The sequence below is a fragment of the Pandoraea sp. NPDC087047 genome, from assembly GCF_044745225.1.
Taxonomy (GTDB): Bacteria; Pseudomonadota; Gammaproteobacteria; order Burkholderiales; family Burkholderiaceae; genus Pandoraea.
Genome location: NZ_JBIUZU010000004.1, coordinates 48,318 through 73,386, shown reverse-complemented (window position 1 = coordinate 73,386; position 25,069 = coordinate 48,318). Strand labels below are relative to the sequence as shown.

General features: G+C 63.3%; 19 protein-coding genes. 10 read left to right on the top strand and 9 right to left on the bottom strand.

Features of this window, described 5'->3' with window-relative positions:
• Positions 1–202: 202 nt before the first annotated feature.
• Positions 203–508, top strand: coding sequence for a hypothetical protein (locus ACIPHM_RS08300; protein ID WP_400326748.1), 306 nt, complete (start codon positions 203–205; stop codon positions 506–508).
• Between the two features lie 120 nt (positions 509–628).
• Here ACIPHM_RS08300 and ACIPHM_RS08295 read toward each other — a convergent pair whose 3' ends face one another.
• Together ACIPHM_RS08295 and ACIPHM_RS08290 are read right to left on the bottom strand one after the other, a co-directional pair.
• The gene (locus tag ACIPHM_RS08295; protein WP_400326745.1) at positions 629–2,041 is read right to left on the bottom strand and encodes a methyl-accepting chemotaxis protein; all 1,413 of its coding nucleotides are present in this window, start codon (positions 2,039–2,041) and stop codon (positions 629–631) included.
• Between the two features lie 269 nt (positions 2,042–2,310).
• On the bottom strand, positions 2,311–3,222 hold the full coding sequence (locus ACIPHM_RS08290; protein WP_400326742.1) for a LysR substrate-binding domain-containing protein: 912 nt from the start codon (positions 3,220–3,222) through the stop codon (positions 2,311–2,313).
• Between the two features lie 130 nt (positions 3,223–3,352).
• On the opposite strand from ACIPHM_RS08290, the gene ACIPHM_RS08285 reads away from it, so the two are divergent.
• The 3 genes from ACIPHM_RS08285 to ACIPHM_RS08275 all read left to right on the top strand — a co-directional run bounded on the left by ACIPHM_RS08285 (position 3,353) and on the right by ACIPHM_RS08275 (position 6,132).
• Complete coding sequence (locus tag ACIPHM_RS08285; RefSeq protein WP_400326739.1) at positions 3,353–4,144, top strand: sulfite exporter TauE/SafE family protein; 792 nt, start codon at positions 3,353–3,355, stop codon at positions 4,142–4,144.
• A 68-nt stretch (positions 4,145–4,212) separates the two neighbouring features.
• On the top strand, positions 4,213–5,151 hold the full coding sequence (locus ACIPHM_RS08280; protein ID WP_400326736.1) for a carbohydrate kinase: 939 nt from the start codon (positions 4,213–4,215) through the stop codon (positions 5,149–5,151).
• Between the two features lie 72 nt (positions 5,152–5,223).
• A complete protein-coding gene (locus tag ACIPHM_RS08275) occupies positions 5,224–6,132 on the top strand; it encodes a LysR family transcriptional regulator (protein WP_400326734.1) in 909 nt (302 codons plus the stop codon).
• Positions 6,133–6,206: 74 nt separating this feature from the next.
• Here the strand turns inward: ACIPHM_RS08275 and ACIPHM_RS08270 are convergent, their stop codons facing one another.
• A complete protein-coding gene (locus tag ACIPHM_RS08270) occupies positions 6,207–7,313 on the bottom strand; it encodes an SDR family oxidoreductase (RefSeq protein ID WP_400326732.1) in 1,107 nt (368 codons plus the stop codon).
• A 43-nt stretch (positions 7,314–7,356) separates the two neighbouring features.
• Positions 7,357–8,253, bottom strand: a complete 897-nt coding sequence (locus ACIPHM_RS08265) for a MipA/OmpV family protein (RefSeq protein WP_400326729.1) — start codon at positions 8,251–8,253, stop codon at positions 7,357–7,359.
• A gap of 256 nt (positions 8,254–8,509) precedes the next feature.
• Here ACIPHM_RS08265 and ACIPHM_RS08260 point away from each other — a divergent pair, with 256 nt between their 5' ends.
• From ACIPHM_RS08260 to ACIPHM_RS08235, 6 genes are all read left to right on the top strand, one after another.
• Positions 8,510–9,214: a response regulator gene (locus ACIPHM_RS08260; RefSeq protein ID WP_400326727.1), complete on the top strand. Its 705-nt coding sequence runs from the start codon at positions 8,510–8,512 to the stop codon at positions 9,212–9,214.
• Positions 9,215–9,217: 3 nt separating this feature from the next.
• The gene (locus tag ACIPHM_RS08255) at positions 9,218–10,519 is read left to right on the top strand and encodes an ATP-binding protein (RefSeq protein WP_400326721.1); all 1,302 of its coding nucleotides are present in this window, start codon (positions 9,218–9,220) and stop codon (positions 10,517–10,519) included.
• A gap of 159 nt (positions 10,520–10,678) precedes the next feature.
• Positions 10,679–11,815 (top strand): porin, encoded by a 1,137-nt coding sequence (locus ACIPHM_RS08250; RefSeq protein ID WP_400326718.1) that lies wholly within the window; start codon positions 10,679–10,681, stop codon positions 11,813–11,815.
• Complete coding sequence (locus tag ACIPHM_RS08245; protein WP_400326716.1) at positions 11,815–12,534, top strand: ABC transporter ATP-binding protein; 720 nt, start codon at positions 11,815–11,817, stop codon at positions 12,532–12,534. Before ACIPHM_RS08250 ends, ACIPHM_RS08245 begins: the two co-directional genes overlap by 1 nt.
• A gap of 39 nt (positions 12,535–12,573) precedes the next feature.
• Positions 12,574–13,512: an ABC transporter substrate-binding protein gene (locus ACIPHM_RS08240; RefSeq protein WP_400326713.1), complete on the top strand. Its 939-nt coding sequence runs from the start codon at positions 12,574–12,576 to the stop codon at positions 13,510–13,512.
• Positions 13,513–13,514: 2 nt separating this feature from the next.
• Entirely contained in the window at positions 13,515–15,182 is a 1,668-nt protein-coding gene (locus tag ACIPHM_RS08235) for an ABC transporter permease (protein ID WP_400326711.1), read from the top strand.
• 127 nt (positions 15,183–15,309) lie between these two features.
• On the opposite strand, the gene ahpF is transcribed toward ACIPHM_RS08235, so the two are convergent.
• The 5 genes from ahpF to ACIPHM_RS08210 form a co-directional block, all read right to left on the bottom strand.
• Positions 15,310–16,896: an alkyl hydroperoxide reductase subunit F gene (ahpF, locus tag ACIPHM_RS08230; protein ID WP_400326708.1), complete on the bottom strand. Its 1,587-nt coding sequence runs from the start codon at positions 16,894–16,896 to the stop codon at positions 15,310–15,312.
• A gap of 183 nt (positions 16,897–17,079) precedes the next feature.
• Positions 17,080–17,643 (bottom strand): alkyl hydroperoxide reductase subunit C, encoded by a 564-nt coding sequence (gene ahpC / locus ACIPHM_RS08225; protein ID WP_400326706.1) that lies wholly within the window; start codon positions 17,641–17,643, stop codon positions 17,080–17,082.
• A 167-nt stretch (positions 17,644–17,810) separates the two neighbouring features.
• Positions 17,811–18,479, bottom strand: coding sequence for a glutaminyl-peptide cyclotransferase (locus ACIPHM_RS08220; protein ID WP_400326704.1), 669 nt, complete (start codon positions 18,477–18,479; stop codon positions 17,811–17,813).
• 44 nt (positions 18,480–18,523) lie between these two features.
• Positions 18,524–19,744, bottom strand: a complete 1,221-nt coding sequence (locus ACIPHM_RS08215) for a helix-turn-helix domain-containing protein (RefSeq protein ID WP_400326702.1) — start codon at positions 19,742–19,744, stop codon at positions 18,524–18,526.
• Positions 19,745–19,804: 60 nt separating this feature from the next.
• Positions 19,805–24,631 (bottom strand): phospholipase effector Tle1 domain-containing protein, encoded by a 4,827-nt coding sequence (locus ACIPHM_RS08210; RefSeq protein WP_400326699.1) that lies wholly within the window; start codon positions 24,629–24,631, stop codon positions 19,805–19,807.
• Positions 24,632–25,069: the final 438 nt, after the last annotated feature.

Below are 25,069 nucleotides of genomic sequence, written 5' to 3'. Positions count from 1 at the left end.
TTTCTACGCCCGAACGTTCCCCACACCTGGCGAATGCGCATACTTTGCAACAATTGGGCTGCGCCTGCGTTTCGGAACTTCAGTACAGTTAAGTCAACGAATCAGACGAACCACGGTGCCGGCGGGCACCGGGCGCGTCGAGCGGCATGGTGCCGTCCGAGCGCTGTCATCAGTACGCTGCCAAGTCCGCAGGAGAAATGTCATGAAAACCAAGTTTGCCGCCCTTGCCATCGCCGGGGTCGCGCTCGCCGCGAGTGCGATCGGGACGGCGCAGGCGCACGTGTCGGTCGGTATCGGTATTGGTGTACCGCTGATCGCCCCGGGTCCGGTCTATGCACCGGCACCGGTCTACGTGGCGCCGCCTCCCCCGGTCTATGTTGCCCCGCCGCCCGTCTACGTGGCACCGGCACCGGTCTACTACGGTCCTCCGCCGGCGTATTACGGTCGTCCGTATGGTGGATACTACGGCCACGGCTACTGGCGTCACGGCCGCTGGTACGCCTATTGATCCACGGACCATGCGTCGACGGCCCCTTTGCATCGACGGATGATCCGAAATAAAAAACGCGCCGCCGACTGCGAGGTCGGCGGCGCGTTTCTTTTATGCCCGGCGAGCAAGGTGTGACGTTCAGAGCGCAACCCGATAGGCAATCCGGAAGCCGCCCCAGTGGCGGCCATTGACGTAGATCGGCGCCGAAGCGTCCTTCATCACGACAAACTCCCCGCCGCCCATATCGCGACGATACGTTTGCAGCAACAGCGGCTTGGTGTTGCGGCCCGCAGCGGCGCCCGTGCGGTCGTTGAAGAGCCGCCGGTTGCGGCAATGCGCCGCGTTCCACACTGGATCGTTCGTGGGTGCTTGCGAGAATTTGCGATTGTGCGTCGGCAGATAGCCGTTTTCGTCGACGGCCGCGCAGAAGGTGATGCGCTCGTTCATGCCGAGCAGCGGCTCCTGAATCGCGGGAAGTGTCTCGTCGGTAAAGCGCGTGAAGCGCGCCATCAACTGTTGCGGGTTCGAGCCCGGAATCGGCTCGTAACGCCGATCGAACAGCTCCTGTTCGCTGATCTTGCCCTTGGCCAGCGCCGCTTCGAAACTCTCGCCGACCTGTTTGGCGGCGCGACGCACAGCGCGAATGAACGGCGTGTCCTCGGTTTCGACGTCGGCTTCGGCGATCAGCCCGATCAAATGCTCCGACACGCCCAGCAAGCCATTAATGCGCTCGCGGGCGCTCTCGACGTGATCGGCGGAGTGCGCCACACCGTCAGCCATTTCATCGACGTGAGCGGCCAGCGTGCTGCAGTCGTTTTCGATGGCTTCGCTCGCCTGCGCAATCTGTCCGGCCTGACGGTCGAACGTGTCGAGCGCCGTGCCGGCCGTCTCGATCACGCTGGCAATGGCGCGGGTGCCTTCGCGGGCGTCGTTGGCACGCGCCACGTTGGTGTTGCTCTCGCGCATGAGACGCTCGGTGCGCTCGGCCAGTGCGGCCAGCGTGTGCTCGATCTGCTGCGTCGCCTCGGCCGTCTTGCTCGCCAGCAGTTTGACCTCGCTGGCGACCACCGCGAAGCTGCGTCCGGCCACCCCGGCACGGGCGGCTTCAATGGCCGCGTTCAGCGCGAGCAGATGGGTCTGCCGGGCGATGACCGAAATACCTTCAGCCACTTTACCGACGTGATCGAGCGCTTCGCGCAAGCCGGAGATCTCGTCCGCCATGCCGGACACACCCTCGACAAGGCCGTGGATCGAGGCGAGCGACGCGTCTGCCGTACTGCGCGACGCCGAGATTTCCGCGCTGGCCCGGTCGGCCACATCGCGTGCTTCGCGTGCCGCGCCGGCGATGCGTTGATTGCCTTCGCTGGTGTCGGTGGCGGCCCGGCGAAGCTCCTGAAACACTTCGGCCTGGCGCTTGATTCGAACGGCAATTTCGTCGACGTTACCGGCGATATCGCACAACTCGACGCCGAGGGTGCCCGCGTTGGCGGCCACCTCATTCATGATATTGACGGAATGCGCGGCTCCCCTTGAGCGCGTAAAAAGCCCCATCGTCAGTCTCCTAGCATCGCTGATCTGCTTGTTATGACGAGGGCGGGACGGTCGCCGGAACTGCCGGAAACGAAAAACGCCGGATAGACGTCTGCGCCACACGTACGGGTGTATTCACCCTGTGCCGAAGAGTATAACGGGCGAAATTTCGGCTGACTTGAGGGAATATTCCCTTGTCGCAGCTCGCCCATTCGTGTTCTCCGGCGCGATGGACCTGAAAGATCTTATGGATCTCATCGACTTGATGGAGCCACACTCTCACGCAAGGCTTACGCGTGACTTACTGCGCCTAACGCCTCCCGCAACGCACTCCCCAACGCCACGACCAGCCCGCCGGCGTCGCGCCGGCGCAGCAACGCAACTTCGCTGTCGGCATTCGCCTCGTTGAGCGCGACGCGGCGCACGTCTGCCCCGGCCAGCGCGGCAAGACTCTCCGGCACGATGGCCACGCCAAACCCGGCAGCCACCAGATTGACGAGCGTCGCCTTGCGCGATGTCGCCCTTGCGGCCACCGGAAAAAACCCGTGCTGCTGACACAGTTGCGCCACACGATAACTCAGCCCGCCGCGCTCCCGATGCGGCAGCGATACAAACGGCTCCGACGCCAGCGCCGCCACGCTCACCGACGTCTCACCGGCCAGCGCATGTCCCTGCGGCACGAGCAGTAGCAGGCGCTCGCGCACAATCGTCTCGCAAACAAGCGACGGCGCCGGACGCAGCACAGGCAAGCGCACGAGCCCCACGTCGATCCGGCCGGCTTCGATTTCGTCCTGTTGCTGTTCGGAGGACAGCGTCGAGATATCGACGCTTACGCCAGGATTGGCTTGCAGATGCGCATACAGCGCCGGGGGCAAGGGCCCGGCGAACGGCACCGAACTGGAGTGCGCCAGCCGCACGGTGCCTTGCTCGCCGCGCGCCACGCTGCGTGTGAGCGCAACGGAGCCTTCGAGTTCGGTGAGCACCCGCCGCGCCTCGACGACGAACGTGCGTCCGGCTGGCGTGAGCGTCACGCCTTTCGACGAGCGTTCGAGCAGCACCGCCTGCAATTCGCGCTCAAGCTCGGAAATCTGGCGGCTCAACGCCGATTGCGCAACGAACAGACGCTCCGCCGCCGCGCTGAACCCGCCGGCATCGACCACTTCCAGGAAATAACGCAACTGCCGCAGCGACACCATGACCATGCCGTTTCGAGATCGAACACCGCCACATTCTATATTGGCGCGACACCCGCACGCGGCCCTATGCTGACGGAAAACCCGCGTGCCGTCAGGGTTCGCGCCCGCCCCCGAAGGGTCTTGCCCAATCGTCACCATGTTCTCAACGCTGTTCGCCACGCCCGCCGCGTCTCTCGACACACTCCTCGCCGCGCTCCCCACACCGGGCCACTGGCTGCTGATGAGTGCCGTCCTTGTGATCGCTTATGTGATTTTCGGCATTGCGGGCTTCGGCACGGCGCTGGTGGCGAGCCCCGTACTCGCGTACGCGATGCCCGTCGCGCAGATCGTGCCGATGCTCGCGCTACTCGACTTCAGCGCCGCCTCCGGCAATGTGGTGCGCAACGCCCGCGCCGCAGACCTCGACGAACTGCGCCGCCTGCTGCCCGCCATCCTCGCGGGCAGCCTCGCCGGGGGCGCACTGCTGCTGCATCTGCGACCGGAAGTGCTGCTGCGTGCGCTCGCATGGTTCGTCTGTGGTTACGCCGTATTCGCCCTGATCGGACCGCGCGCGAAATCGCGTCTGTCGCGGGCGTGGGCGATTCCGTTCGGCGCCGTGGGCGGCATGTTCGGTGCGATGTTCGGCAGCGGCGGCTTCGTCTTCGCCATCTATCTGACGAGCCGCCTGGAGCGTGTCGAGGCGATGCGCGTGACGCAGGCCACGCTCATCGGCTTCAGCACGCTCGCACGCGCCGCGCTGTTTCTGTTCGCCGGGGTCTACGCCGACGTCTCGATGCTCGTGACGGCCGCCTCGCTCGTGCCCGCGATGATCGCAGGCATGTGGCTCGGCAAGCACATCACGCTGCGCCTCTCGCGCCAGCAGTTCGTCAAAGCGGTGAATGTCGTGGTGCTGGCAGCGGGTATCGCGCTATTGCTGCGCAGCCGGTAAGCACGGTGAGCACGCCGCGCACAAGCAGGTATGCTGACAGCCTTTGCTGCCCCCAAGGTCTTCACGTCATGTCCCTGCCCGCCTTGCTCGTCTTCGGCGAAGCCCTTACCGATCTGATCCGTCAACCGGATGGCGACGCGCGCCAATGGGTGAGCCGCGCAGGGGGGGCGTGCTGGAACGTCGCGCGTGTGTGCGCTGCGATGGGTGTGGCGACGGGCTATGGCGGCGCGATCAGCACGCATGCGCCGTTCGGCACCGAACTGCTCGCCCTTTCGCGCGAGGCCGGGCTGGACGAACGCTACCTGCAAGCGGTCGACGCGCCGCCGCTCGTGGCCGTGGTGCATCGTCACGATCCGCCAGCGTATTTCTTTCTTGGCGAAGGCGCGGCCGATCTGGCGTTCGACCCCGCGGCGTTGCCTGCTGGCTGGCAAGACGCCGCTCGCGTCGCGCATTTCGGCTGCATCAGTTTGGTGAGAGAGCCGTTGGCGGGCACCCTGCTATCGATCGCGGCGCAGTTGCATGCCCGCGGTGTGGCGATCAGCTTCGATCCGAACCTGCGCAATCTGATGGGCCCGGCTTACCTCGCGACGTTCGCTCGCATGGCGAAGCTGGCCACATGGCTCAAGCTCTCGGTAGAAGACCTGCGCGGGCTTTACCCCTCGCTCACGGACGACGACGCGCTGGCCGAAGTCCGCCGCATCGCGCCGCAGGCCGGCCTGTTGCTGACGAACGGCGCGCGCGGCATGCAATTGCAGATGCCCGACGGCACGACGTTCGTCCAACCAGCCTACACCGTCGACGTCGCGGACACGGTCGGCGCGGGCGACGCCGCCATCGGCGGCTGGCTCGCCAGCCTGTCGCGCGCCCCGCACGCTCCGCTTGCCGAACACCTTCATCGCGCTGCTGCGGCGGCAGCCCTCGCCTGCACCCGCACCGGGGCACATGCCCCGCAATGGAATGAGGTCGAAGCGCTCGTGATCGCCCAACGCGTCCATCGCCCCGCGTAAGCACTGCCGCGCCAATCATCCGAATAATGGCTATGATGAGAGCCAATCATCACCATATCCGATGAATTCGACATGACGCCGGACCAACTCCTGACCTTCGCAACGGTCGCCGAACTGGGCAACATCAGCCACGCGGCGCAGGCCTTGCACCTGTCGCAACCCGCCGTGTCGGGGCAATTGCGGCTCTTGCAGGAATCGTTCGGCGAACCGCTGTACCGGCGCGACGGCCGTGGCATCCGCCTCACGGCAGTGGGCGAGCAGGTGGCGGTGTACGCCAACAAACTGCGTCAGGACTATCGGCAGGCGATGGCTTTGCGAGACGGCCTGCGCGGGCTGGAAACCGGTGCCTTGCGCATCGGGGCGAGCACCACGCCCGCGAGTTACCTCTTGCCTTACGTCATTGCGGAATTCCATCAGCGCTACCCTGCGGTTGCGCTGCATATCGTGGATGGCAACACCAGCGAAATCGTGACGCAACTCGACCAGCTCGACGTCGCGTTCATCGAAGGCGCCGTGCCGCCGGGCTTGTCACCCGAGATCGCGGTGCGTCCGTGGCGAGACGACGAAATCGTCGCCATCGCTCGCGCCGATCATCCGCTGGCGCAACACCCCGAAGGCGCCTCGTTGCAGACCATCGCGGGGTATGCGCTGATCATGCGCGAACCCGGCTCCGGCGTGCGGGCGCTGGTGGCTCGCGCATTCTCGGTATCGGGGCTCGAACCGCGCGTGGCGCTCGAACTCGCCGGCGTGGAAAGTATCAAGGAAGCCGTGCGCGCGGGCATGGGCGTGGGCTTCGTGTCCGCGATGTCGATGCGCCATGAAGATGCCGCACTCGCTGCCGTACGCATCGATCCGCCGCATGGCCTCAAGCGCTTGCTGACCGCGCTCGTGCCACACGCGGATGCTCTGTCACGTCCCACCGAGCGCTTTCTCGCGCAATGCTTCGCGGGAGATGCCGCCGATGCGGGCGTCACACGCTAACGGGATACCGACGTAACGACGCCCCCAGCGCAATACTTCACCCGACGGTCGAGTCGAACCGGCCGCCTACTGTCTCACTTGAAATCCCACGCCATCTGCTCGGCCACTGAGGTCGACGCCGACGAGCGCACGCACACGTCCAGATAATCGGTGACGGGCGGCGGCAGGGGCGTCCCCTCCGAGAGCAGACGGCCGTTATCGAACACGTAGTCGAGCGCAGCGAAAGCGCCGTAGCGACGCAACGCCTTCGCCATCAGACGGCTATTGCCGTGGCCCAGTTGATGCGCCAGCGCAGGTGTCAGACGCTCGATCTCCGCCGCGCCAATGTGCCGGAACCGCTCACCCAGCGGCGCTACGCCACGCGCCTTCGCCAGCGCCGCTTCGATCTCGCGAATCGTGCGGGCACTGCCCTCGCCCGCCGACACGTGATAAAGGTCGTGACGCAGATGCGGCAGGAACGCGAGGTCGATCAGCGCATCGGCGCAAAAGTCGACCGGCACCACGTCCAGCCGGTCATCGAGCCCGCAGGTGAACGCCCCGAGCAGTTGCACCATCCGGAACATCCAGAAGATGCTGCCGGACGGCTCGCAACCAAGGCGCGTGTGTCCCACCACGATGGACGGACGGGCCACCACCAACGGCAGCCCGGACCACTCGCGTCGCAAACGTCGCTCGGCTTCGGCCTTGGACGCCGTGTAGGCCACCACCTGATGATCGGCCAGCGCGAGATCGTGCGACTCCTGCACCACACCCGACAGCGCATCGCCGCACGCCATGGCGGTGCCGACATGCACGAAGCGCTCCAGCACCGGCGACACTGCGACGGCACGCGCGAGCGCCAAGGTGCCGCCCACGTTCACCGCTTCCAGTTGCGGATGCGCCGAAAAACTCGCAATCGCCCCGGCGTGAATCACGTGCGTGACGCGGCGCATGCGCGGATCGTCGTCGAACGTGACCGGCTGCGCAAGATCGCCGCACACGATGTTCTCGTCCGTGAGCGAGAGCCGATGCACCGGCGCGACCCGGAAACGATCCATCGCGGCGCGCACACGGGTCAGGCCATCGCTGCGGGTGCGCGCACGCACGAGCAGCAACAACGACGGTCCGAACCCATCCTTGAGAAGTTGGGCGATAACGGCGCCGCCCACAAAACCGGTACTGCCGGTGACGAGAATTCGCATGGCTTTGGCCTCGCTGGAGAAAACGGAACCGCGACGTGACCGATCAGAACGTGTAGTCGAGCGTCGTGGCGACCTGATAGTTGGTCTTCTTGAAGACGATGGGGCTTTTCGCCGCGTTGCCGGTGTAATGCATCACGCCGCCGGCAAGCGTCGTGCTCCAGTGCTTGGTGAACTTGTGCGTCCAGTTCGCCGTGAGACTCACGCCGTAAAGACCGCCACCGGGCGCGTATTGCCCGAAGCCGGAATTCAGGCTCTGGTTGGCCGTCACGCCGAAATAGGTTTGTGCGTACTTGCCGCTGGCGAAGTGCGCCGTCGCGCCGAGGCCGACCGAATCCGACGCCGACTTGTAGAGCACGCTGTCCACCGCGAAGCGATAAACGTTGCCGCGATTGCGCTGCGTGAGCGGAATATCGCTCGCCACGCTCACGACCGCCAGATCGCCGATCGCATAACCGGCTTGCAGCGTGGTGAAGAGCGACCCCTTGATGTCGCCCATGCCGCGCAGCTTGGTGGAGCCGTTGTCGAGCCCTTTGGGGTTGTCCTTGCGACCGCCGTCATACGACAGTGCGGCCGACAGGAAGAAGCCTGCCGGCAGCGACAACCGGTAGCCCACGCCCCCCAGCCCGACGAATACGCCGTAGGGCGTTTGCAGCGCGAGATTCAGTGCGGGCGTGACGTGATATTCGTCGCTGCCCATGTAACGGGGGGAATAGCCAACGCCACCGCCGAGGGTGAACTCATAGCCGCTGTCCGCCGCCTTCGTGGGCAGACTCTGATCGGGCTGAATGCCGCTATAACGCGCCGGTTCGACCGCATGCGCATGCGAAGCGGCACCAGCGAGCAGCAGGCCCGCCGCGCTCACCGCGGCGAAGCGATGAAAATGGCGAAGATTACGGCTAAGGCAAACATGAGAGAGGGAACTGGCGTGACGGCTTTTCATGGCACTCCTACAAAATCCAGTGTGTTTCGGTAGTTGGGGGGGTTATGCGACCTTCAGACGGATCGCAAGGTGAACGCATGGTAGGCGCGAAGCACCCGCGTGGCTGTTATCCGATTTAGGAGAGTTGTGAACAAATGTTTTCATTTGTTCGCAGGTTTGAAACGCCCGCCCGGCGGGGCTCCGGCGCAGTAAAATGCGTTCCACGGGAGTGCCGCCAGCGTTGTGCGGCACGGCACAAAATGAAAGGAATACGGTCATGTACCGTGTCTTGCTGGTCGAAGACGATGCGCGCCTGGCCGCGCTCGTCACGGAATATCTGCACGCCTATCGCTTCGAAGTGATGGTCGTCGGCGATGGCTCACGCGCACTGGAGCGTTTCCGGGCGTTTTCCCCGGATATCGTGGTGCTCGATCTGATGTTGCCCGGTATGGACGGCATGGAAATCTGCCGCCAGTTGCGCGCGGTGAGCGCTACACCGATCCTCATCCTCACGGCGCGCGAGGACACTTACGATCAAGTCGCCGGACTGGAAGTCGGCGCCGACGATTACGTCGTGAAGCCGGTCGAGCCGCGCCTGCTGCTCGCGCGTTTGCGCGCGCTGCTGCGGCGCGCCGTGCCGCTCACGGAGGTGGAAGTCGCCAGCGACGACGGGCTGACGTTCGGCCAGTTGCGCATCGTGCCGCGCGACCGCATGGTGTTCTGGCGCGGCGCGAGCGTCGAGCTGAAGTCCAACGAGTTCAGCCTGTTGCTGATTCTCGCGCGCGGCGCGGGACGCGTCGTCACGCGCGACGAAATCCTGCAACAATTGCGAGGCATCGAATTCGACGGCATCGACCGCACGGTCGACGTCGGCATTTACCGCTTGCGCAAGCGCTTCGAAGACACCGACGGCGAGCCGCACCGTATCAAGACCGTCTGGGGCCGGGGCTACCTGTTCAGCCCGTCGGCCTGGGAGAGTTGAACCATGTTTCGCGTGCTGCTCAAGCTGTATGCGCTCGTGGGTGTTTCCATCGTTGCGGCCATTCTCATCATCACCTACACGTTCGGGTACTTGTTCTTCGACATCATGAACCGCTCGGCGCAGACCCAGCTCGCGGGTTATGCATGGCTGATCAACGAAAAGCTCGGAGACATTCCCGAAGCCGAGTGGCCCAGGTTCATTGCCGAGTTCTCGTTGAAGACGCAGGACAAGCTGGAACTCAAACCGCTGAAGAATTTTCCGTTGGTGCGCGAGTACGTGCGCAAGGATCTCGAAGCCGGGCTGCCGATTGTGAACGGCACCGATGGCGAGCACTACGCCATGCGCCTGCGCAACTCGCAATGGGTGCTGACGTCCGAGAGCGGCACCGACCTGAGCATGAAACAGATCAACTACCTTGCGTACGCGGTGGTGGCGTTACTCATGCTGATTGCCGTGTTGACGTGGGTGCGCTGGTACTGGACCGATCTGAAGTCGCTCAACCGCGCGGCAAGCCGCTTTGGCGAAGGCGATTTCAGCTCGCGGGCAAAGGTTTCCAGCTTCTCCAATCTGACAGCGCTGGTGGGGGTGTTCAACACGATGGCCGATCGTATCGAGCGCTCCATCAAGACGCAGAAGGACATGATCAACGCGGTCTCGCACGAATTGCGAACGCCGATCGCGCGGCTCGACTTCGGGCTGGAGATCCTGCAGCAGCGACGTCACGAACCTGACGCAGACGACCGTATCAACGCGCTCAAGGGAGACATCCGCGAACTGGACGAGCTCGTCACCGAATTGCTCTCGCTCGCTCGCCTCGACCAGATCACCACGCCCCCGACGCGTCAGGTCGTGTCGTTGCGATTGCTGTTCGACAGTCTCGCGGCGAATTGCACCGAAGTGCTGGCGACGCGCTCGATTGCGCTCGACATCTCGGCCGAGCCGGGGGCGGATCGTGTCGAAGTAGAGCCCAAGCTGCTTGCGCGCGCGGTGCAGAATCTGCTCAACAACGCCATGCGGCACACCTCGCGACGCATTGTCTGCGGCGCGAAGGCGTGTGAAAACGGCGAGATCCTGATCTACGTCGACGACGACGGCGAAGGCGTACCCGCCGCTGATCGCGCGCGTATTTTCGAGCCGTTCCACCGGCTCGACAGCAGCCGCAATCGCGCAACCGGCGGCTTCGGCCTGGGGCTGGCCATCGTACGACGCATCGCGCTGCTGCACGGCGCACGCGTCGGCGTCGAGACCTCACCACTCGGCGGCGCTCGCTTCACGATCACGTTGCCGGGCGCCCAGCCGGCCTGAACGGCCGACGCCCTCCCCCTCCCCAAACTGACGGCCGGCGCGCTCATCGCCGGCCGCTTGCACGGCCGCCCCTCTTTCGGATGACGATGCATTGTCATGTTCGCGACATGTTGGCCGCTTACATTGGCGACTCAATTTAATCCCAAAGAGGACCTTGTAATGAAACCCAACCTCCGCATCGCGGCGGCCGGGTGCTACCTGGCGTTCGCCAGCAGCCTGCCCGTGCCCGCTATGGCCCAGTCAAACGTTCAGCTCTACGGGCTGATCGACTCGGGCGTCGAATTCCTCACCAACGCCGACAAGAACGCCTCCGGCGGCACCGTCAACCTCACGCGCTTCACCTCGGGCAACCTCGCCGGTTCGCGCTGGGGCCTGAAGGGCACCGAAGACCTCGGCGGCGGCAACAAGGCGCTGTTCCTGCTCGAAAACGGCTTTAACCTCGGCAACGGCCAGTCGCTCCAGGGCGGCCGCGAGTTCGGCCGTCTGGCCTACGTCGGCCTGTCGAACAAGGCGTACGGCACCTTCACGATCGGCCGTCAGGGCGGCGTGTTCCTTGACTGGGTGAGCAAGTTCAACCCGCTCAACAACGCCGTGTACGCCATCAAGATGCAAGACACGGCGTTCTCCGACCGTCTGGACAACAGCTTCCGCTACACCGCCAAGCTCGGTGATTTCGAAGCCATGGTCCAGTACTCGAAGGGTTACGACGACGTGAGCTTCGGTGCGGCCAGCACCACGCCGGGCGACAACCGCCGCGCCCAGGTCGTCGACGCCGGTGTGCGTTACGCCAACGGCCCGCTGTCGTTCGTCGTCGCCTACGACCAGAAGAACGGTGGCTCGACCCTGCCGAACGCCGCCATGACCTCGAAGGTCGGTGGCTACGAAGGCAACATCGACCGACGCATCGCCGCCGCCGTGCAGTACTCGCTGCAAAGCGTCGACCTCTATGTCGGCTACCGCTACCTGAACGCCAAGGCGATCCACCTCTCGGCCCTGAACAAGAGCCCGGTGGAAGCGTCGAGCTACTACTGGATCGGCTCGACGTGGCACGCCACGCCGGCGCTCGACCTCTCGGCCACGGCCATGTACCAGGACTTCTACGGTACGAACCGCGACCCGCTATCGTTCCAGGTCAGCGCCGACTACAGCTTCTCGAAGCGTACGGACGTCTACGTCAACATGGGCTATGTCGTGAACCGCAACGGCTCCGACCTCGGTCTGAACGGGTTCGGCACCAACGTGGTCGCCGGCAAGAACCAGTTCGGCACGATGGCCGGCATCAAGCACACGTTCTGATGACCAGCGACACTCGCGCGATGCAGGGCGGCACATCGCCGTCGTTGGCGGGCGTGTCCGTGTCGCTGCGCGCGCTGCACCAGACCTTCGGTGCGGCGCGCGTGCTCGACCGCATCGATATCGATGTCCCGGCCGGCACCACGACCGCTCTGCTCGGACCCTCGGGTTGCGGCAAGAGCACCTTGCTCAAACTGCTCGCCGGCCTGCTCGCCCCCACCGGGGGCGAAATCCGTTTCGACGACACGGTTATCGCCAGCGCCAGCGTTTGCCACGCTCCCGAGCTGCGCTCGCTGGGCATGGTCTTTCAGGACTACGCACTGTGGCCGCACATGAGTGTGGCCGCCAACGTGGCCTTCCCGCTTGAGATGCGCGGTGTGAAACGCACAGAGCGCGCCGAGCGTGTCGAAGACGCCCTCTCGCTCGTCGGCCTGGCCGGCCTCGGCTCGCGCCGCCCGCAGGCACTCTCCGGTGGTCAGCAACAGCGCGTTGCTCTCGCACGCGCCATCGTCTCGGCCCCGCGCTTGCTGCTGTTCGACGAGCCGCTATCCAACCTCGACCGCGATCTGCGCACGCGTTTGTGCGCCGACATCGGCGCGCTGCTCTCGCGCCTTGGCACCACCGCCGTCTATGTGACCCATGACCGCGACGAAGCCGAGGCGCTAGCCGACCAGATCGTGATCCTCGCCCACGGGCGCGTTGACAAACGTATTACGAGGTAGCCCATAATGCTCCACCGCAAAATTATCGCGACACTCACCATGGCCTTTGCTGCAAGCGTCGGCGCGCAACACGCACATGCGCTGACCGTCTACACCGCCGGCCCCGGCAACCTCAGCAAGAAGCTTGCTGCAGGTTTCGAGAAGAAGACCGGCATCAAAGTCGATGTATTCCAGGCCACGACCGGCAAGGTCATGGCACGCATCGAAGCCGAACAAGCCAACCCGCGCGCCGACGTGCTGATCTCGGCCTCGTGGGACACCGCGCAGGATCTCGAAAAGCGCGGCTGGCTGGCCCCGTTCCAGAGCGCCAACGCCTCGCGCGTGCCTGCACCGTTCAAGACGTCGCACTACGTCGCGCAAGGTCTCTCGGCACTCGGCATCGTGTGGAACGCCAAATCGGGCACGCCCGAGCCGCATGACTGGCGCGATCTGACCAAGCCTGCCTACCGCAACCTCGTGACGATGCCCGACCCCGCACTCTCGGGTGCCTCCGCCGACTTGTTGCTGGGTCTGCAAGCGCGCCTGGGCGGCGAAGCGTGGAAGCTCTTCGACGATCTCAAGCACAACGGCATGGTCGTCTCGGGCCCGAACGCCCAGGCGCTCAACCCGGTGCTCCAGGGCGCGAAGGCGGCCGTGTTCGGTGCAGTCGATTACGTCGCCTATGCCGCCGCAGCCAATGGCGAAGCCGTGAAGGTGATTTTCCCGACGAGCGGCACGGTCATCGCGCCGCGTCCGATGATGATTCTGAACACGTCGAAGCAGCAAAACGAAGCGCGTCAGTTCATCGACTACGTGCTCTCGGAAGAAGGTCAGCAAATGGTGGCCGAAGCGTGGCTGATTCCGGCGCGCGAAGACATCGCCATCAAGCGTGCGTCGTTCAAGGATCTGCGTTTGCTGCCGCAAGGCGACGCCCAATCGTCGAGCGCCTCGCGCGCCGAAGTCCTGGCACGTTTCGCCAAACTCAACGGCCAGCACTGACGGTGAAATCGTTCCGACTACTCCCCGCGGCGACGGTTGCAGCCCTCGCCGTCGTGGTGGCGTTGCCGGTCGCGTTCGTCCTGTTACAGGCGGTCTTTGCGCATCTCGCGCAGGGCTCGCTGGACGCATTTCGCGAGCCCTTCTCCGCTGTCTGGCCCACGCTGTCGCACGACAGCACGCTGCCGCTCGTCACCAACACGCTGCGGCTCGGCTTGTCGGTGGCGCTCGGCACGGCGTTGGTCGGCGGTGCGCTGGGGGCGGTTCGCGGCCTGTTCCAGGTACCGGGCGCCCGGCTCTGGGATCTGTGCTTCCTCCTGCCATTTCTCGTGCCGCCGTATCTCGCGGCACTCGGCTGGATGCTGTTGCTGCAAACGGGCGGCTACGCCCAGCAGCTCACCGGGCTGGACGCCGGGCAGTTCCTGTTCTCGCTACCGGGCCTCGTCTTCGTGATGACGCTCAACATCTTCCCGGTCGTCTACTTCGCAGTCTCACGCGCGCTCGCCACCACAGGCTCTCGACTGGCGGACGTCGCGCGCGTGCACGGCGCGTCGGCATGGCGCGCGTTTGCACGCGTGACCCTGCCGCTGGCGCTTCCGGCCTTCGCGGCCAGCTTGCTGCTCGCGTTCACCATGGCCATCGAAGAGTTCGGCGCGCCCGCAGCGCTGGGCGCACGCGCCGGCTTCTCGGTGCTCGTCACCGCGATCGAAGGCCGTTTTGCCGACTGGCCGATCGATCTGCCGGGGGCGTCGATTCTGTCAGTGGTGCTGGCGGTCATGGCCCTGCTCGCCTTCGTGTTGCAGCACCGGCTCGCGGCGGGCAAGGACTTCGAGACGCAGACCGGCAAGCCCATTGCGTCACCCCCGCGTGAGCTGGGACGATATAAAGGCCTTGCCCTGTCCGGCTTCGCACTGGTGGCGCTGCTGGCAACGGTTGCACCGCTGTTCTCGATTCTGGCAACGGCGTTCTCCGGCACGCTCTCGGGCGGTCTGTCGTTCGGCAACCTGACGACAGCACACTTCGCGGCCTTGCTCGGCCAAGGCGCGGAAGGTCTCGAAGCCCTGGCGACGAGTCTGTCGCTGGCGCTGGGCACGTCGCTCGTGACCGGAGTGTTGGGGTTCCTGTGTGCGTGGTGTGTCGTGAAGTCGACGATGCGTGCACGCCTGCTGATCGACGGTCTTTCGCTGCTGCCGCATGCCTTGCCGGGCATCGTCGTCGGCGTGGGGCTGATCCTCGCGTGGAACCTGCCGTTCTGGCCCGTGACGCCATACAACACCTGGGGCATTCTGCTGCTGTCGTACAGCTGTCTGCTGCTGCCGTATCCGGTGCGTTATACGAGCGCCGCCTTGCGTCAGACGGCCGCCTCGCTCGAAGCGGCGGCGCGCGTGCACGGCGCACCTGCCGGTGTGGCGTTGCGGCGCATTACGTTGCCGCTGGTGATGCCTGCGCTCGGCGCGTCGCTGATGATCGTGTTCGCCATCGCCTCGCGCGAACTGGTGACATCGCTGCTCCTCGCGCCCAGCGGCGTGCAGACAGTCTCGATCTTCGTGTGGCGTCAGTTCGAGCAGGGCTCCATCGGTCAGGGCATGGCGATGGGGGTCGTGTCGATGGCGGTGAGCGGCACGCTGCTCGGCCTCGCCTCGAAACTCAACGCGAAACCGGCAAACGGCTAAGCGTCTCCGGGCGTATCTGCACAACGGGCGCAACCGGCGCACCATGAAAAAAAGTCCTCACGCGCATCACGCGTGAGGACTTTTTCGTCAGACCGGTACAACGATGACAACCGGTACAGCACGTCCGTCAGGCAGCCACTTTCTCGGGCACTGCCACTTCGTCTTCCACCGAACTGAGCATCAGATGTTCGAACGCGCCGAGCGATGCCTTGGCACCTTCGCCAACCGCGATCACGATTTGCTTGAACGGCACGGTCGTCACGTCGCCCGCGGCAAACACACCCGGCACCGACGTCGCGCCCTTGGCATCGACTTCGATCTCGCCATGACGCGAGAGCGCCAACGTGCCCTTGAGCCATTCGGTGTTCGGCACCAGACCGATCTGCACGAAGACCCCTTCGAGCGCGAGGGTCGACGTTTCACCCGATGTGCGGTCACGATACGTGAGACCGCTCACCTTCTGGCCGTCACCGACGATCTCGGTGGTCTGCGCATTCATCAATACACGCACGTTAGGCAGGCTGCGCAGTTTGCGCTGAAGCACTTCGTCCGCGCGCAGTTGCGTGCCGTATTCGATGAGCGTGACTTCCTTGACGATGCCGGCGAGATCGATAGCCGCTTCCACGCCCGAGTTGCCGCCGCCCACGACTGCCACACGCTTGCCCTTGAAGAGCGGGCCGTCGCAGTGCGGGCAGTACGCCACACCACGGTTACGGTATTCGCGCTCGCCCGGCGCGCCGATTTCACGCCAGCGCGCACCGGTCGCCAGCACCACGGCGCGGGCCTTGAGCACCGCACCGCTGGCCAGATGCACCTCGTGAATCTTGCCCGGGATCAACGCTTCGGCACGCTGGGTGTCGATCACGTCGACGTCATACGCCTTCACGTGCTGCTCCAGCGCCATGGCGAACTTCGGGCCTTCGGTGTGCGTGACCGAGATGAAATTCTCGATGGCCATGGTGTCGAGCACCTGACCGCCGAAGCGCTCCGCAACTACGCCCGTCGCGATACCCTTGCGCGCCGCATAGATCGCTGCGGCGGCACCGGCAGGGCCACCGCCCACGATCAGCATGTCGTAGACCGGCTTGTTCTCGAGCGCCTTCGCCGCACGCGCCGTGGCGCCTGTGTCGAGCTTCGCGAGCAGTTCCTTCACGCTGGTGCGGCCTTGCGTGAACGATTCACCGTTGAGGAACACCGTCGGCACGGCCATCACCTGACGCGCTTCGACTTCACCCTGGAACAGCGCGCCGTCGATCGTGACTTGCTGAATGCGCGGGTTGATGAGCGCCATGACATTGAGCGCCTGCACGACCTCCGGGCAGTTCTGGCACGACAGCGAGATATACGTCTCGAAACGGAAGTCGCCGTCGAGCTCGCGAACCTGCGCGATGGTGTCGTCGTCGAGCTTGAGCGGATGGCCGCCGACTTGCAGCAGCGCGAGCACCAGCGACGTGAATTCGTGCCCCATCGGCAGACCGGCGAAACGGATACGCGGTGCCTCGCCCGGCGTACCGATCGCGAACGACGGACGGCGCTCACCGGCATCGTCGCGCGCCACGACGGCAATCTTTGCCGACAGCGGCGCGATCTCGTCGACCAGCGCCTTCATTTCGGCCGATTTGGGGCTATCGTCGAGCCACACGGCGATCTCGATGGGGCGCGTGACTTTCTGGAGGTACGTTTGCAACTGGGCTTTGAGGTTCGCGTCCAACATGGCTTTTTTCCGTCTCGATAGGGTGAGCGAGGTCCACCGCGTCGGCCGGGGGCAGGCGCAGGTAAGCGTCGGGAATTCGGGGTTGGGTGCCGGCGCAGCAGGGTTCAGGGGGGGACCCGCGCGCCGGCAGGAGACGCCGCTCCATGACAAGAGCGGCGCTTGCTGCAGTGATACGGGTGAAGCTTAGATCTTGCCGATCAGGTCGAGCGACGGGCTCAGCGTTTGAGCGCCCGGCGTCCATTTGGCGGGGCAAACTTCGCCCGGGTGTGCGGCGATGTACTGAGCCGCCTGCACCTTGCGCAGCAGTTCCTTGGCGTCACGGCCAATGCCGTTGTCATGGATTTCGCACAGCTTGATCTCGCCTTCCGGGTTGATCACGAACGTGCCGCGCAGTGCCAGACCCTCTTCTTCGATCAGCACGTCGAAGTTGCGCGAGATCGCCAGCGTCGGGTCGGCAACCATCGGGTACTGGATCTTCTGGATCGTGTCCGACGTGTCGTGCCAGGCCTTGTGCGTGAAGTGGGTGTCGGTCGAGACGCTGTAGATCTCAACGCCCAGCTTCTTGAATTCTTCGTAATGGTCGGCCAGATCGCCCAGCTCGGTCGGGCACACGAAGGTGAAGTCGGCCGGGTAGAACACCACCACCGACCACTTGCCCTTCAGGGTTTCGTCGGTCACGGTGATGAAATCGCCGTTTTGGTAGGCGTTGGCTTTGAACGGCTTGATCTGGGTGTTGATGATCGGCATGTCGTAGTCTCTTGGACGGGGTGGAAAGTGTTGCCAGTATGCCGAATGCTATCGATATATAGAAATTGATTATTGAAATCTATGCAATTGAACCAGACTATCGAGACCGATAGCCTGGCGGCTATGGCGACGACCGCGCGGCGGCGGCCATCGGGAGACGGGGGCGATCAGCCCTTGGGATAGCGCACGGCGCGCACCTTGCCGCTGGCGCCGCCACCGCAATAGAAAAGGCCCTTGCCGTCATATTCCAGACCGCTCACGCCCACGCCGTCAGGCATCTGCACCCGCTGGAGGACCTCGCCGTCGGCCGGGTCGACCTGACGCAGTTCGCTCTCGTCGTTTTCCCATGTGCCGTGCCACAGCTCGTCGTTCACCCAGGTCACGCCGGTGACGAACCGGTCGGACTCGATACTGCGCAGCACGCGCCCGTCGGCCGGATCGATTTGCAGAATGCGACGGTCGCGATACTGCCCCACCCACAGACTGCCTTCGGCCCACGTCAGCCCCGAGTTGCTGCCGTTCGTCGGTGCCGGAATCGAATGCACGACGCGACCGGTCGACGGTTCGATCTTGTCGATGCGCGTTTCCGCGACCTGATAGAGATGCTTGCCGTCGAACGCGGTCCCGGCATCGCTGAATGCCTCGATGGTCTGGCGCACTTCGCCGCTGGCCGGGTCGAAGGCCACAAGTTTTTCGCCGGTGGCGGCCCAGACCAGCTGTGCGTCGAAGGTCACGCCGTGAATACGCTCGGCCCCCGGGAAGGGGCCGTATTCGCCCGTGATGTCGGCCGCGCTCACGGCGGCGGTGCGGAAGTTTCGTTGCGGTTTGCTCGTCATATCAGGCTCCGGTTGTTACGCCGCGTTCGGCGCGCAAGTCCACTCTAGCCAAACGACCATCCAGCAGGGAGTAACAAAATCGTCGTGAATTCGGTGAGCGGCGGCGCCATCCAGCGTCGTGCACGCGCGCGTCCGATGGCGCGCACGCGGCCCTGCGCTTCCAGTTCCCCGAGGGCGCGCTGGACGGTGCGTTGACTGGCGCCCAGCGCGAGCGCGAGGGCAGACGTCGACCACGCGGCGCCATCGGCAAGCAAGGCGAGCAGCGATGCGCGTTCCCCGTCGATGGGCGGCAGAAGCATGGCGACGGCATTCGTGCCGGTATTTCGCAGCGCGAAGCCGCGCGGCGTCGCATTGATCTCGGCCACACCCTTGAGCACGGCGCGCAGGCGGCCGAGTTCGACACGCAGACGTGCGCGGTGCGTCTCGTCGGGGCGATGCAGTCGGAACGCGTCGGCGATCAGCGTCTCCCGGTCCACGTCGCCCGGCCACGCGCTCGCCAATTGCAACGCGAGCGCGAACAACACGGGCCGCCGGGCCAGCGGACGCCAGATGTTGCCCGTGCCGACACCGCGACGACAGGCGTCGACGACCAGCGTGTCCGAATGCAGCAGCACCGCCACGTCCTCCAGACACAGCGTGTGCTCACGGCCGTGTTGCCGCAGCCTCGCCGCGGGACGCGCCAACGCCTCGCGAAGCGTGTCGATCTCGGCACTGAGCGCGGGCACATCGGCAGCGGCGGCGGCGGTTTGCGCACGCGCAATCGCGTTGCGGGCGTCGGCAATGCGCAGGGTGCGCAACGCGAGCTCCGCCACGCTCAGGGCATGCACCGCGACATGACGTGCCGGCACGTCCGGCAGCGCGGCTTCGTGAAGCGCTTGCGCCGCGGCGTCGAGCTTGCCCAGCAGCAACAGACGCCGAGCGGCAATCAGCCGCGCGAGCATGGCGTTGGAGGTGTCGCCATGCCCCGCGAGCAACGCAGCGGCCGCTTGCAGCGAGCGCGGAGAGCCGCCCAGATCGCGCATGGCGAGGGCGACCTCGGCGTCTGCGACGACACACCTTGCGCGCGCCAGCGCCTCGTGTGCGCCGAACCCGCGAGCGGCCCGCTTGAGCAAATCGCGCGCGCGCGGAAAATCGCCAAGCTGCGCCATCGCGATACCACGCACCGCAAGCGCTGGCGGATCGTCACGAAGGGCGACGCGGCGCAGCGCCCCGAGCGGATCGCCGGCGGCCAACGCGCGGGCGGAAGCGGCGATGAGGGAGTCCATCGCGCGATATTACCGCGCCACCGACATCCCCCAAGAGATCGTCCGCCCCGCCCCAACGGCTTACTTGCGCAGGTATCCGTAATACAGCGCTGACCTGCGGTGCGAAATGACATCGTTCGGCACACCGACCCGGAAGCCCCCCTCATCGAATTTGCGCGTGATCATTTTCTTCAGGAAAGCCGGCCCCATCTCTTCGGAATGGTGAATCGTATAGAGAGGACTTCCCTGCGGCGGGACAGACAGCTTCTTCAACTCCACGCCCGTGGCCTTGCTCATATAATCCACAGCCATGCCGCCGTTCATGCGAGACAGTCCGTTCAAATGGTAGCTGCCCCCGATATCCGAATGGCTGCCACTGACGGAAACCGCCAGAAATGGCTTCGCCGGCTCCTTGTTGACGATGATCTGCGTGTTTCTGAATTGATCTCGCTTTTCATCGATCGCGTTAATCTGAAGACCGGTTTTCACGGAACTCGGCAGACTCCGGTCGTGAACATACGGCGCCCCCGTGCCGACCGGATCGAACAGCATGACCCCCTGATCGAGGCGATCGCTCTTGAGCAGATCGATCACCTTGCCGTCGCTCCCCGTCACCGTCAGGCCGCGGTCGTGCAGCAGACGAGAAAATCCGGCGGCTTCTTCAGCACCGCGACTGAAACCGACGTTCATCACGCTCAGCTTGATATTCGGATTCTCTGCATACCATTTCTGCGCCTGTGTCTTCAATTGCCCATACATCTGATCGAGGCGATCGGAGAATGTGCGCCCTGTCAGCGCATCGACGCCGGCGGCCAGTTTGCTCTTTTGCGTGCCTGGCCCCTCAACATAGGCGGCGTGAATGTTTTTATCCTTCATCGCCGCATAGCCATACTGCTCGGTAAGTTCCGCGACATTGGTACGCCCGGCGGTAATCGCATCGCCATCGTTTCCGGTGCCGTCGAAAGAAGCCAGGAAGAACTTTGCATTCGGGTCATTCGGATTGTGCAATGGCGGCACGTCCATCTGGCTGACCTGATTCTGCGCGACACGATAGGTGCCAAAGTCTTCCGCTGTGGCTTTGTGATACGTCACGCCACCGTCCCTGTCCATCACCTTGAACTTGTCCTTCCCGTCGTTCACCAGCACCGGGCCGTGCTCGGCCTTTCCGTCGCCGCGTACGGCCTGGAACATGGGCGGATTATCTTCAAGCTTTTGCACCTCGACCCATTTGTCGTTTTTCATGTTGACGTACGAGCGGCCATTTGAACCGTACACACCGTACGGGTCTGCGGAAGCTGCCAGGCTGCCCGGCTTTTCAACATGATATTTTTCAATCCCGCTTGCTGCGCTGGCACTTGAGCGGCCGCCAAGCTTGCCGCCACCATTCAAGCCGGGGCGATCCAGAACTTTCCAGCTTCCTTCAGTCGACGGGACGACCTGATATTTCTCGCCGATTCTCGAGGCGTGCTTGATATACCTTTCACCCTGCGCGAAATTCGTTTCCCGCCATTTCCCGTCGTCCGTGCGCACATACTCTTTGCCCTGGTGGTCGTAAATGCCACTGTTACCGGGCTTGCGTGTCGCACCGTCCGGCAGCTTGTCCAGTGCCGGATACCCCTGAAGATTCACGCTCCGGGCGGGCAATACATCCAGCTTTGGCCCTACCGGCTTTCCCGATGCGGCGTCAAAATTGAAATACTCGGGTGATTCTTTCGATCCTGCATTGCGTACGAGTTGCGACGCCACTTCGCCGTTTCCGCTCCCTTCCGACGCCAAGGATCCGGTAATTTTCCCGAGCTTCTTCACGCCACCGGAAATCAACTGCGGAATACCGTCGATCGGATTCAATGTGGCGGCGGTCGAGGCAATCAATTTGGCCGTCAACTCACCGAATTTCGGGAGAGCCGACTTAATTCCAACCTGTCCGACCGTACTTGCGACCTTGAAACTACCGGCCGCAAATTTCGCCCCGGGCACCGCAAGGGAAGCCGCAGTGGTGGCCAGTTCCAATCCGGCATTAGCGCGCTTGCGCGGATCTCCGGAGGCAAGATCGGTAATGGGTCCCCAGAGCGGAACGACCGCTTTGGTGATCGCTTCCCACTTCTCGTTCCCCGCCTTGGTGTCCGCCTCATTCTTCGTGACATCGGCCAAGCCCGCTTTGCGCTGCTTGTCGCTGCTAAGGAAATGCTCCTGACCGATGAAGTTGGAGATGTCGCTTATCCGCGTTGAGGGTTGCGCAGTGTCGTCGGCTCCGGAAGCCTCGTGTTTCGGATAAACGGCCCCCATCTTATTGAAATAGACGCGGGCATCCTGGCTTTTTCCCTCTGGCGCATTCCCATAATCGCTCTCGGTGAGCGGAATCGTCGCCGGGTCACGGCGCTCGCCGCTCTGGTAATAGACGCGTGTCGGGGTATGCGTTGCGCCTTCCTTGAATCCTGTCGGCTTCGCCTCGCGCCAGGGCAGTTCGTCGGGCCATGCGCCGTGCTCGACCTTTTGCACGGAATTCTTCCCGGGGAAGATCTGGTAATAGTCGACCGTGCCCTCGTGGTTCGAACGCAGAATGAACCCGTCACGGTATTTGTTTTCTTCCAGGAACGATTTGCCCGGCTGGCCCACTTCGAAGGCTCTTCCGTCGCGTACCGAATACAGACTCACTTCGCCACGCTCGATGATCTGACGGTCTTTCTCCGGAAGCGTCGATATCAGGCTGTTGACCTGGAACGCGTAAGCACTCTTTTCCTTTTCGATGTGCTTCTCAAAGGCGCTGTTGAACTTGTCGTTGATGTTGCCCAGATGTTCAATGGCCTTTGCCATGGATTGCCGCGTCATCTTTTGGGAAAGGCTTTCGCCCTTCTCCTTGACGGGCTGCCACGTTGCACCGTTGAGAGGCTTTTTCAACGCGCCGGACATGGCGAGATCGTAGAGCGAGTACTTCAGGCCATTGCCACCGATATCGCCATTCGTGTGCATGCGCTGCATCATGAATGTCTTGGGATCGAGGTCGCCGGTCAGCTTCGGGTAGTTTGCCTTCCATTGCTTGAACTCTGCGTCCGCGATGCTCGCGCGCGTCGGAGGCGAAACCATGGTGTCGAGTGCTTTGACGTGTTCGTCTACGTGCGCATCCAGCGCCTCGGCTGCCGTTTGAAGTTCGGCGTCCGTGTATTCCGAGACCTCCTTTTGCGGCAGAATCCCGTGCGTCGCCGCCCATTGCGCCGCCGGATACATTCGCGTTTCGGTCAGCACGTCGCTCAATGACTTCTTGTCTGCCTCCGGCGCCAGATCGATTTCCGAGGCCACCTTGGCCGGAAGCGCAATCAGATCCGCCGCGGACATCTCTTTTGATGCCCCCGGTTCTGCGGCTTCGGCAAGACTGACACCATGCTTGAAATTCACCCACTCCATCGAACTTCCATATCGGAGACCTGCCGGGGTGTCCTTGACGGCAAAATCGGGCGGCAAACGCGGGCTCAATATTTCCGCCTTCACCTGTGCGGATTGCGACGGTGTTCGGGAGGGGGATGCATCGAAGTGCTTGACGAAGTCCGACTTGATGTCTTTGTAGCTGCGTCCCAGATTGTCCGGTTGATCGATGTGATAACCACCGACATGACCATCCTTGTGCTCGGCTGACGGATCGAGCTTTTCTGCCAGTGCATTCAGCACCAGACTCTCGCGAGTTCCCGGTGCGGTTTCCTCTCCCGGTGCGCCACCCACCCAATTGAGATCGGATAGCAGCGAGGTTCCGAACTCCTTCATTTCGGGTGACGCCAGCGCGCGCGTCAGCCATTCCTTCGCGCTTTCGCCAGCATTGAAGGGATGTTTCTCCTGCAAGTGATCGAGTACCGGCTTCCCGAGATTGTCTTCGAGCCTGGAAACCGACTCGTTCAATACGCTTCTGTCGTCATCGTTCAGAAGGCCATTGACCTGCGCGTTGTTCTGATAGTGGTCAAACAGCTTGTTACCGATTTCCTTCTGATCTTGCCTGATACCGTGTTCGATTCTTTTGATTTGATCCGGCGTCATGGCCGACGAATAGTTATAGGCGCCGGCATGCTCGCCTCTTTTCACGAACTTTTTCTCATTGCCATAATGCGTCAGCATCTTGGTGAGCGAGACGGAATCATCCTTTCCATTCCAACTGAACTTTTCTTCGAGCTGGGAATACTTATTGAAAATGCTATCGACCTTCGGTTTCCATTCGCTGGATTGTTCTCCCGGCATCCCCTTGCGATACACGGTCGCAACAGGGATTCCGCGACTATCCAGGCCATCTATTGAGCCAGCCGTGGCATTTGTCCTGAAATTAACAATGTCTGCATTCTTCTTTTTCGCCTGGCTCACGAAATCTTTATTGGCAAATAAGTCGCTCTCTGCCTCTTTGAAATCCGCAATGCCACGATTCAGATCACGGCCGAGTTCAGATTCCGGATGCGGCGTCACTCTCGATGAAAAGATATTGAAGGTGGGCTGCCCGTCGGCCTTTCCCAATTCCTTCAGCATTCGACCTTTATTGTCCCAGTCGACCTGCGCGTCGCTTACGGAAAAATTATCGGATGCCGCCCCCTCTTTCGAAGGCTGCTCCGTTGTTCCGTTCGAATTCGAATCGCCATTGATGAGGCGCGACAACGTCGAGGGAGTCGATGCGGTCGAGGGCGCGGGAGGCGCCGAAGGTGCTGGGGGTGCCGAAGGTGCTCCGGGGGTGTCCTGTGTTGCGAGCGGGCTGCCGCTTTCCGTCGGCGCCGCGGGAGCTGCCGGGGCCGACGAGGCCGCATTCGTATGCTCGGAAGCAGGGTTGTTGGCGCCAGCCGGATTTTGCTGCGGATTATTCGATGAGCTGGCGGCGTCGCCACCCTGATCGTCATACTGAGGATAGTAAGCAGAATTTCCGGAGGATTGAATAGTGGTCATGCTGTGTGCCCTGACTATATGGAATTTTCGATTAACTTATTCGTACGTAAAAATCACGCCATCGGCGAATACGCCACGCGCCACCGAACAGACGGCAAAATGACGTCTGTCAGCTAACGAAGCCGATTCATCTCTCTATCGATGCCCCATGACCGCGAATGGGAGTCCCTTTCGCGAAATGCGCGCTTTCCTGCCATGGGGGGCCCTGCGCGGGGGGTCGCAGGGCTGGTCGCGTATTGCGCGTAAAATCGCCTTGATGTGCGATAGGCGTCTTCGCTCTCACGCAATACGGCAAATGTCGCCGAAGTCGATCAAATTCCGACCTGGAGGTTGATTTACTTCTTCAAGATTAAAATATTCCGCCCAATGACATCTTTTAAATCCCCCGCTTCATAGCAGAGGAATTTCTCATGCACATGAAAATTTATCCATGTGCGC